Annotated in this window: 6 protein-coding genes and 1 pseudogene; 3 read left to right on the top strand and 4 right to left on the bottom strand. The window is 54.9% G+C overall.

The window, feature by feature from the left end; translation table 11 throughout:
- Positions 1–98: 98 nt before the first annotated feature.
- Entirely contained in the window at positions 99–773 is a 675-nt protein-coding gene (locus ACF8AM_RS03035; RefSeq protein ID WP_392554215.1) for an AAA family ATPase, read from the bottom strand.
- A gap of 578 nt (positions 774–1351) precedes the next feature.
- Between ACF8AM_RS03035 and ACF8AM_RS03030 the strand changes: the two genes are divergently transcribed.
- Positions 1352–2710, top strand: a complete 1359-nt coding sequence (locus ACF8AM_RS03030; protein ID WP_392554214.1) for a sigma-54-dependent transcriptional regulator — start codon at positions 1352–1354, stop codon at positions 2708–2710.
- Between the two features lie 211 nt (positions 2711–2921).
- Here ACF8AM_RS03030 and ACF8AM_RS03025 read toward each other — a convergent pair whose 3' ends face one another.
- Positions 2922–3776 carry an SHOCT domain-containing protein gene (locus ACF8AM_RS03025; protein ID WP_392554216.1) on the bottom strand — a complete coding sequence of 285 codons (855 nt, stop codon included), beginning with the start codon at positions 3774–3776 and terminating at the stop codon, positions 2922–2924.
- 348 nt (positions 3777–4124) lie between these two features.
- Here ACF8AM_RS03025 and ACF8AM_RS03020 point away from each other — a divergent pair, with 348 nt between their 5' ends.
- Positions 4125–6122: a dockerin type I domain-containing protein gene (locus tag ACF8AM_RS03020; RefSeq protein ID WP_392554213.1), complete on the top strand. Its 1998-nt coding sequence runs from the start codon at positions 4125–4127 to the stop codon at positions 6120–6122.
- A gap of 381 nt (positions 6123–6503) precedes the next feature.
- Here the strand turns inward: ACF8AM_RS03020 and ACF8AM_RS03015 are convergent, their stop codons facing one another.
- Both ACF8AM_RS03015 and ACF8AM_RS03010 read right to left on the bottom strand, forming a co-directional pair.
- Positions 6504–8000, bottom strand: a complete 1497-nt coding sequence (locus ACF8AM_RS03015; RefSeq protein WP_392554212.1) for a mannitol dehydrogenase family protein — start codon at positions 7998–8000, stop codon at positions 6504–6506.
- 19 nt (positions 8001–8019) lie between these two features.
- Positions 8020–9744, bottom strand: a complete 1725-nt coding sequence (locus tag ACF8AM_RS03010) for a purine-cytosine permease family protein (RefSeq protein ID WP_392554211.1) — start codon at positions 9742–9744, stop codon at positions 8020–8022.
- Positions 9745–10352: 608 nt separating this feature from the next.
- Here ACF8AM_RS03010 and ACF8AM_RS03005 point away from each other — a divergent pair.
- Positions 10353–10628 (top strand): annotated as a pseudogene (locus ACF8AM_RS03005) (hypothetical protein); the annotation flags it as partial.

Below are 10628 nucleotides of genomic sequence, written 5' to 3'. Positions count from 1 at the left end.
GTGATCACGTAGCGGCGTCTCTTCGAGACGCTGGCATTTGCGAGTCTCAGAGAGACTCGCCTACGTGAGGTTCTACCTGTTCATTCCTGCCGGCCTGCTTAGTGAACAGTCGACTCGGTGAAGCGGTCAGTCAATCGTCGGGAAGAGTCGATGATGATGTCAGCAGCTTCGTCTAGCGAGACGATGCCGACATTCAAAACCAAGTCGTAGAGATGAGGATCCGATTCGTCCTGACGGAAATGTTCTCGGATGTAGTTCCGCCGTTGACGGTCTCTGTTCAGGACCCAGTGACGAGCTTCACGCTCCGAGAGATGCCGTTCTGACATGACGCGTTGGATGCGAAGTTTCAGAGGTGCGACGACGCGAACCGACACGCCTTGCTGTGGAGGCAGGATGTACTTCGCTCCTCGACCGACAATGACGACGTTCCCGTGCGAAGCAGCCAGTAGAACGAGTTTCGAGACACGGTGAGTGAAGGTGGATTCCGAGAATCCCAGACCGCCAATTCGGGAGGTCAATATTTCGCTGAGCCAGCTTTCGTGCTTTTCATCGACACGCTGGATCAAGCATCTTGGGGTTCCGTATTGCTGTTCCATGTAGTCGACGATCTGTTGGTCCAGCAGGTCCCATTGCAGTTTTTCGGCGACGCGTTGTGCCAGTTCACTGCCTCCCGCCCCGGCCTCTCTTGAAATGGTGATGTAGGGACCGAGCCGCTTGTTGGCATCCGATGGGGGGATTTCTTGTGCATTGTGTTCCGCATGGATCCATTTCAAAACTCTCTCGTCAACACGTCGTTCTATCGCGGGGACTCGGACACTCATCGTGGTTGGACCTATTCGATAAAGGGATCGAAATTGTGAAGGACTCCGCGAAAATGCAATTGATGGGCCGAGGTCGAAATTTGATCGCCACGGAAGGGACGCTTATCCAGCCCAGAACGGTGCGGAATGCGGCAACATTGTTTTCACGTCATTCGATTGCAATCCAGCGGGAATGCAAGTTTCTGCATGGAAGCTGCAGGTGATTGCATTTGGAACGTTCGTTCGTTGGTGCATCGGTTGCCCACGCTTGCGTCCGAGATAGAACGTTCCGGCGTGTCGAAAGGGGCGCAGTTCCGCTCAGGCGAACGAAACCGGATGAGTTGGGCCGGTTGGTTGCGTTCTTGGATGGGGCAGGAGCCTGATTGCACCGTTTTGGTCTGCCATTTGCCTTTTCAGCCACGCGGTCACTTCGGGTCTGCGTTAGGTCTCAGCCGAAGAGTCGAACGTCTTGGGCAATCATTGCCATCCATCCGCCAGCTCATCAAACAGCTCGCACTGAAACCTCCCGCCAAGTCGAAGTCGATTTAGAAATGGACAATGAACTTCATCTGTTGATCGTGGACGACGAGCCGAACATTCGGTCTGGCTTGGCTCGCGGACTCGAAAAGAGTTGTGACCACATTGAAACGGCCAGTTCAGTCAATGAAGCGCTCGACAAGTTCGATGCCGGGAAATTTCAGCTTGTGATCGCCGACGTGAAAATGCCCGGCGATCGGAATGGAGTGGACCTGGTTCGATTGATCAAGCAGCGGGATCCGGGAGTCATGTCGATCATCATCACCGCGAACGGAACCGTGGAGTCAGCGGTCGATGCCATGAAATCGGGCGCGTTCGATTTTATCTCCAAACCGATCGATTTGAACCTGATTCGTCAGCAGGTCGCGAAGGCGGCAGAGCATCACCGGTTGCAACACGAAAACCATCATTTGAAGGAGAAGTTGGCGGAAGCCGGCGAGATGGCTGGAATCATTGGCAACTGCCAAACGTTCCAGGAGTTACTCAAGCAGGTTCGCCAGGTTGCATCGACGGATGCAACCGTTTTGATTCAGGGCGAAAGTGGGACTGGCAAGGAATTGATCGCACGAGCAATTCATGACTTGAGTGCTCGGTCGAATGCCCCGTTCGTCGCGGTCAACCTAGGTGCTCTGCCGGAGAGTTTGCTGGAAAGTGAAATGTTTGGGCACGAAAAAGGCGCCTTCACCGGAGCGTCACGGCAAAAACCGGGGTGTTTCGAACAGGCTGACAGTGGAACGTTGTTCTTGGACGAGATCACCGAGATCCCGGCCAAGAGCCAGGTGGATTTGCTGCGTGTTTTGGAGACCGGACAATTCGCACGTATTGGTGGCGAGCAAACCCTTCAGTCAACGGCGCGAATCATTTCAGCAACCAATCGCAATGCAATGACATTGGTGCAGGACGGAACGTTCCGCGATGATCTTTATTACCGATTGAACATCGTTCCCATCGAGGTGCCTCCGCTTCGGAATCGCCGAGAAGACATTCCGTTGTTGATTGAACACTTCTTATCCCGGTTTTGCAATCGACACGGGCGTCCTTTGAAATCGTTGACGGCCGAAGCCATGGATGCCTTGGTCGCGTCAAGTTGGCCTGGCAATGTGCGTCAACTTCGGAACCACATTGAACGGATGGTCGTGACAGTCGCGGCGGACACGATTGAACGCAGCGATTTGCCTCAGGAGCATCAGACGCAACCGATCGCACCTGGCACCACGATTCGAACCTTGAATGAAATCACCGAGATGGCGGAGCGAACCGGAATCGAATCAGCTCTTTCCGCGAAAGATTTCCACCGAGAGCGAACGGCAAAGGCTCTGGGGATCAGCGTCCGAACATTGCACTACAAGATGAACCGCTACGGGCTGCATTGAAATGCAGGCTCGCGATTGCAGTGCAGCTCGTTCGCGATGCGCCAGAGTCGAACAGTTGTCCCCAACTGTTCCGTTGGGCAGCGCTGAACAGCCAAGCCACGTTGCAACCGAGTTCACTCCCCTCCGTTCGCATCATGCTTAAGAGCCATCAACATTCCTCACGCCGGCTCGTCCGGGGCGATGTCGGTGCATCTCGTTCGCGCTCGTTTGATCAGATTCGATCGAGCAGGTCAGACTTCTTCCGATCAAATTCTTCTTGGGTGATGTAGCCTTTGTCGAGCAATCCGCCGAGGCGATTGATCGTGTCGAACACGTCGTTCGGGTTGGCGGGCGTATCGGCGGCAGGCGCTGGAGCAGTGGGCTGCTGTGCTGGGACGGGTGATTCTTGCAGCACGGGAGGAGGCGTTGGGGCTGGCTCGGGTGCCGGTGCCGTTTGGGAGGTTTGGTCGACTCCATTGCGACTGACAACGGGAAGTGTCGACAGCGGGACGACGCCGAACTGGCTAGTGAAGGTGATTGACCCGTCAGCTGATTGTTGTTGGCTGAATCCACCGATGCTGTGTTGCAACGTGTCGTAGACCCAGACGTCATCGCCTGTCGCGACGGCCAAACGATGAGGACCGGCAAAGTAGGCATATCGCATTTGGTCTTGCGACCCGCTGGCCGACGGTGACCCCAATTCTTGCGGCCACCAATTTCGACGAGGGTCAGGGGCGAACAAACTGTTGGACGCCGAACCTCCACCCGCCTGTTGGTCTTGGTAATTTGATCCGCCGCTTTGGCTTTGCGATTGGAAGACGCCGCTGTTCGTTCCGGATTGGTTTTCGGCGATCGATCGAGCACAGTCTTCGCAGAGAGCTGCAACACGATATTTCAGATTCTGATTGAACATGTCGCCAATCATCATCATGCCTCCCGCCATCCATTGCCCTGATCCACCAAATTCAGGGTGTGAGAACTGGGCCATGCTCCCATTCCCGTTGTAAACCGCCGTCAACATTTGAGCGACGGCGTCGACCGAGAAACCATGACGATTGGACAGTGTCTGGGCGATTTGCTGCCCCATGGGAGAAAGTGGTAACACCGGAGACTCGCAGAAACACGCAGGGAGAAGGGGAGACGTCGAGCACCTTGCCAACATCATTCCCCGTATTGTCAACCAATTCCTCCAAGCTTCCTAGTGCCATGGGGTATTCGTGATGAAGGTTTGAGACGCGTCCCGTTGAACGCCGAATCCCCATTGGCGATCGGTCTGGGATCCCGGCGGTGGGATGGTTTCGAAGAATCTGACGAAACGTGACAATTTTTCGCGAATTAATTCCTATGAGAACAGGCAAAGTCCAAATCGTTGTCCTGGCGACGATTCGGAACGGCTGCCAACTCTTCTTCTCTTCAGTGCTGCACGGGGATTGTCATGTCATCACGTTGGAATCGTTTGTTCGGAGCCTCGAAATCAACCCGCCCGCGAAAGCAGGTTCGCCGAACGACTCGCAGAAAGCTGAGGTCGGAATCCTTGGAACGACGCAATTTGATGGCGGCCAACATCTTTCATAACGAAGCGATGCCTGAGGACGTCAACGAGGATGCTCAAGTCACTGCGGTGGATGCGTTGACGATCATCAACCGAATGAACCGCGAACAGGCGGGGGACTTCAGTGATGAAGTCGGGCGAGGTCGAATGACTGACGTCAACAACGATGGTCGCCACAGTGCTTTGGATGCTTTGATGGTGATCAATCGCTTGAATCGTGGTGACGACGGACGGAATGATCCAGGAGGACGCGATGATGGGGGCGGTTCAGGCGATGATGACAATGCCGAGATGGATTCCGGTGATTCAGATTCCAACGAATCGGATTCGGGAGATTCCAACGACGACGACTCCACGACGGATGAAACGATCCCTGGGGACCAATCGGATTCAGCGATTGAGTTGACGGGTGACGCGGTGCTGGATTGGAACAATCTATTCAATGAATTGACGTCCAACAGCGAGGACTATCAGAACCCAGGGTACGCATCGCGAGCGATGGCGATGTTGAACGTCGCGATCTATGATTCCGTCGCAATTGCATCGGGGGATTCAGAAATTGCGTTTTATGACTACGACTCGTCGCTGACCAATTCGTCCAGCGATGTCTCTTCCCAGGCCGCCGCATCGAGCGCCGCGTACTCCGTTTTGAGTTCGTTGTATTCCGCCCAACAGGAAACGATCGATTCGTTCTACGACGATGTGTTGGCAACCTACCGAGACAATTCGGAAACGCAAGCAGGATTGATTGTCGGTGAAGAAGTCGGCAACACAGTGTTGGCGAATCGTGCGGACGATGGTTCCGATGCAATCGAGGAGTACACCTACACCGATGAAGTCGGGGCCTTTCAACCCGACCCGCTGAACCCCGACGTTCCGGTCTGGGGACCTGGTTGGGGCGATGTTGACACATTCGCAATCGGCGACGCGGATGCGTACACGCCTGATTCGCCACCCGATTTGGCCAGTGAGGAATACGCCGAGTCCTACAACGAAGTGCTGGAGTTAGGGGCAGTCGACAGCGAGACCCGAACGGCGGATCAAACCGAAGCGGGGATCTTTTGGGCCTATGACCGAGAAGGCTTGGGCACGCCGTTGTCGCTGTTCAATGACGTGTTGGAATCGGTCGCGGTGCAAGAAGGCAACTCGTTTGAGGAAAATGCGGCCCTGTTCGCTCAGGCTTCGGTTGCGATGGCGGACGCTTCTGTTGTCGCGTGGACCACCAAGTTCAATGAGGAGTTCTGGCGTCCGGTCACGGCGATTCAAGAAGGCGATTTCGACGGAAACGCATTGACCGAAGGCGATGCAGAGTGGACCGCTCTCGGGGCGCCCGATGGTGGGGACGACATTGTTGGCTTCACGCCTCAGTTCCCGACCTATATCTCCGGACACGCTACATTCGGTGGAGCGTTGTTTGGTACCCTGCAAGAATTCTATGGTACAGACGACATCTCGTTCACGGTTTCGTCCGAAGAGCTCGAAATCCTGCTTGAAGATCCTGAATTGCAAGCAGCCTACGGGTTGGAATTGGATGACGCCGAGCGAACCTTCGATTCATTCAGCGAAGCGATGGCGGAGAATGGTCGTAGCCGAGTCTATCTGGGGATCCACTTTGACTTCGACGATCTCATCGGCCAAGAGGTCGGGCAATCCGTCGCTGCGTCGGTCGCTTCTGAGTTCGCGGTAGCCACGCCGGATGATGGACAACTGGCGACGATGGACGACGATAGAGGCCGAGGTGGTCAGGATAACGATCGCGGCGACGGAAGACAGCGACCAGTCGAGGACTCGTTCGCAGAAGACAATGGCAACCGACGACGAGACGAGGACGATCGATTGGCTGCCGTTGATCAGATCTTCGCAGAGAACCGATTGGTCTGACCGCCGGAAAGGAAAACGAGTCGCAGGTTAAGAGAATCGGTGCGCAGGGATCAGGGAACGATCCCTGCGCTCGTTCAGCGGGCAGGTGCGGGTGGAACTTTTGAAGTTGCACTTTTGCGTGAGGCATTGATTTTTTCATAACCCGACGCGTTAGCGAGGCGACGTCAACATCGTTTTTCCCTCGCTAACGCTTCGGGTTATGAAGTTGCACTTTTGCGTGAGTCATTGGCTTTTTCATAACCCGACGCGTTAGCGAGGCGAAGTCAACATCGCTTTTCCCTCGCTAACGCTTCGGGTTATGAGAAAGCTGACGCTTCGGGTTTTGAGAAAAGCGCAACTTCAAAAGGTGGAACCGAGGTTTCGATGTCCTCCAACCAGGCCTCATTCCGGTTGCAACAAACCCTTCATCATCGAAGCAACGTCCGTCGTTTCGTAAAGCGTTTCCACCATCGAAACGTATTGCTTGGTGAACGCTTCCTTCTCGATCAAGTCACCAAACACCTCGGTGATTTCCAAGAACGAAAGGGGATCTTTTCGAGTTGCAGCGGCAGCCTCGTGAAGCGGTGTTTTAAGAGCGTCGTTGATCTCAAGTGGATTGCCATCTTGGTCGGTTTGTTTGTCGCTGTAGAAACACCAAGCCGCGATGACCAGCGTTGCAAAGGCGATGCTGCCACCACGAGCCAAGTTGTCTTGGATGGTCGGGATCAAAAAGACCGGCAACTTGCTGGAACTCTCCAAACAAATTCGCGAAAGAGCGTCTTTGATGTTGGGGTTTCCGAATCGCTCGAGCAATGTGTCCTTGTAGGCTTCCAAGTCAATGCCGTCGACTTGATCCAGAACCGGTGTGACTTCGTGATCCATGAACTGGCGAAGGTAGGACGCGAATAACGGATCCGACACACAGCCATCAATGGTTTGGTGACCATGAAGTGATCCCAGAATCCCCAGCACGGAATGCCCGGCGTTGAGGAGGCGAAGTTTCATCTTCTCGTAAGGGACGACGTCCGGAACAAACTGAGCGCCAACGGTTTCCCAAGAGGGACGACCGTTGGAGAATTCGTCTTCGACCACCCACTGACAGAACGGTTCGCAGGTGACGGGCCATTGGTCTTGAAGTTGGTGCGTTTGAGCTAAGTAGTCGATGTCAACGTCGGTGGTGACGGGGGTGATCCGGTCGACCATTGCGTTGGGGAAACGAACGTGGGACTCGATCCAGCTCGCCAGCTCAGGATCTTGTTTTCGAGCGAACCCGAGCACGGTTTTACGCGTCAGGTCGCCGTTGTGCTGGATGTTGTCGCAGGACTGGATCGTGAACGCCGGCAGTTTGCGATCCCGTCGTCGTTTGAGGGCTTCGGTCAGAAACCCAAATACCATCTTTGGTTTGGTCGGGTGTTCAAGATCGTGTTGCGCGTCGGGGTGATTCCAATTGAAATCGCCGGTCGTCGCGTCCAGGTTGTAGCCGCCTTCGGTGATCGTCAGGGAAACGATTTGAGTATCGGCGCTGGCCATCCGTTCGATCACCGGTTCGGGATCCTCGTATCCCAGCATAAAATCGATGATCGAACCGATCACTCGACTTTCAACGTTCCCGTTCGGATGGCGAATGATCAACGTGTAAAGGTGATCCTGTTCACGCAGAACCGAAGCCATTTTTTCGTCGGCCTCTCGGAGACCCACGCCGCAAATTCCCCAATCGCAGGACGTGTCTGCCCGCAGCAATTCGTCCGTGTAATAGGCTTCGTGCGATCGGTGAAATCCGCCCACGCCAACGTGTACGATTCGAGGTTTCAACCGACGGCGGTCATACTTCGGTGGGGAAAGTTCTGCGGGCAGTTTGGCCAGGTTGGCTTCGTTCAAGGCTTGCATCTGATTCGTCATGGTGATCCAACCGGATGGACTAGTTGTTTGGCTGTGGATTCAGGGCTTTTTGTCGGTGCAAAACCCAATAGGCGGTCGCGAAGTACGAGAGCGTCAATACGAATGCCCAAGTGTAGAACAGGTCGCGGTTCGAGGTGTAGTTTTGCATGTCTGGACTTTGGAACATCACATTCAATGCCAGCAGGAAAATGAGCAGCAGACATGCTCGCGAAGTCCAGCGAAGAACCAGGGTTTGTCGAGTGGTGTCGGCGACGGGATGTCCTTCCGCCAACGCTTGCTCATGTTGAAATTGGCGAATGTCTTCGTTGAGGATCCGCTCCTTTTCTTCCTCTTCGGGGTATGATTCCGCAGCCCCATAGAGTTTCGCCAGCAAGGTGTAGAGAACGATGGTGAACGCCCACGTTGGAATGAACAGGTAGTAGAACGACATCACTTGCATGGCATTCAATCCAAATCCAAACAGCAACCCAGCGATCCAGGACGCGATCGCCGGGGTGCTGTGCGGCAGGTTCCGAAATTTCGCCCAGTACCGTGTGAAACCGATTCGCGGGAACACCACGTGTTCGGCGAAAACGATCCCTCCGACGGGAACGACCAACAATCCAGCGTAGGTCAACAGCGGCAAGATTTGACGAAAGACAAATGGGAAGCATGCGACGGCAACGGTCACACAGCCAACCGTGAACGTGACCATCTTGCGAGAACGCGTGTGAAAGATCGCTTGAGCAGCCAAACCGGCTCGGTACAAGTTCGCATTCGCGGTGGTCCAACCCGCGACGATGACGATGATGTACCCGGACATTCCCAACGCCCGATAAGTGACATCGCCGGGATCCAGTTCCACGATGGTGGATTTCAGCAGCACCGCGGCACCGGCACCCATGATGCCCGACGCGATCCAAGCGATGTAGTGACCGAACAGCATCCCCGCACTGGTGCACAATCCGTAAATCGATTTTTTCGCGTATCGCAGCAACGCCATGTCGATCAAACCGAAGTGGGTGATCGTGTTGGCGGCCCAAGCGAAACCGGCGACTTCCCACAATCCGATGCCCGTTTCTCCATCTGCATTGGTGCCGGTCCAAATCGAATGATCACCGATGACGAGGAAGTCCTGAAAGCCTGTCAGCGTCGTCTTTCCTAGCACCGATTCGGCGAGAGCTGGAAACAGCACCAACGCTCCGCTGACAAACATCACGACCAACCAGGGGCCACACAGTCCGGAGAATTCTGCGACCGCGTTGAATCCGTACATCGCAACCAGAACCACGATCATTCCGACCGCGAGGACCACGGCGACGAACAACGCGTCGGTCGGGTACCATTCCAACTGAGGCGGTATGTCAAACAGCAAGCGGACGGCGGTGCAGGAGACCGTGATCATTGCTGCCGAGATCACGGTGAAAATCAGGACGTTGGCCCAGTTGTAAAGCCGGGTCATCGAATCGCCGGCGATCTTCTCGAGATACGTGTAGAGGCTCAGTCGAGTCTGCACGGCGATGGGAGTGGTGATCAGCGTCCAACTCAGAATCGCCAGGATGTTGCCGATCAGCAGACCGATCAGAATGTCGCTGGTTGACGCCCCCATGGCGACGAAGGTCGCACCGATCACGAATTCGGTCGCCGCAACATGCTCGCCGGCGTACAGACCCACAAAGTGTGGCCAGCTATGCAGCCGATGGCTTGGAACCGGCAACTGCTCTTGTTTCATTTGGGCAATTGCCTGTCGGCTGGATTCGGTCATCTGCAATGGCTTCGCGGTCAAGAGTCGTTTATTTCAGCTGATTCCTACCTTCTCTGGAGAGGAGGTGAGCCGAAGGAGGTCAAAAGAAGGCAACCCAGTCACCTGCTTCCCAATCGTTACTATGGGGGAAAGGGAAGAATCACCGTCACTATTGCTAACATAGCTTTTTGATCTTGGTTAGTGGCCCGAGCTGAATTCGAATCTTTATTCGGTATCCGTGTCATCACAAACCCCCACCGCCGCAGAGTTGCCGGTCCCTTCACGACGGATGTGCGGGATGCGCGGGATTCGAACGCTACCTTTTTTGAGCGTGACGATGGGGCGATTCGGCAGTTCAGATGGAAAATGCTGTGGTCTGTAACACATTGGCACGCGTCAACGCAGGTTGTCGGGCGAAACCGTGACGTTCTCGCACACTTCTGCCATTCAATGGAACCGGATCTTCGGTTTGGACGAGTCAGACAAGCTGTACTGCGGTTTCTGAGCGAACCGCGATTGAGATTCGGCACGATCCGAAGCGTTCCATACAAGAAAATTGGGCACCAGGATTGAGTCGGCCGACGCAGTGAATCGGCCGTCGATCGTGCCACTAACGCGGGAGATGGATCGTGAATCGCTTTTGGAAGTCGTCGGTGCTGGCCGTCGTCATGGGGTTTTGTTCGGCATCGTTTGTTTCGGCTGGGCAGTCAGATGGTTGCGATCCGTTGGGTTTGATCGGATGCGACGACACGGTATGTGACGCCTGGAGTTGTGACGATGTTGCATGTGATTCTTGCTGTGATTCCGTGGCTTGTCGTGGATGCGGCGCTGCGGGATGCTTGGCGAAGCTGAAGCAACATCTGCGTCCCAGCGATCATTGCTTTGATGACTTCATCAGCCCGATG

Source organism: Rhodopirellula sp. JB055 (assembly GCF_043100905.1).
GTDB lineage: Bacteria > Planctomycetota > Planctomycetia > Pirellulales > Pirellulaceae > Rhodopirellula.
The sequence above is the reverse complement of the archived record's forward strand: the minus strand, read 5'-3'. Positions and strand labels throughout refer to the sequence as shown.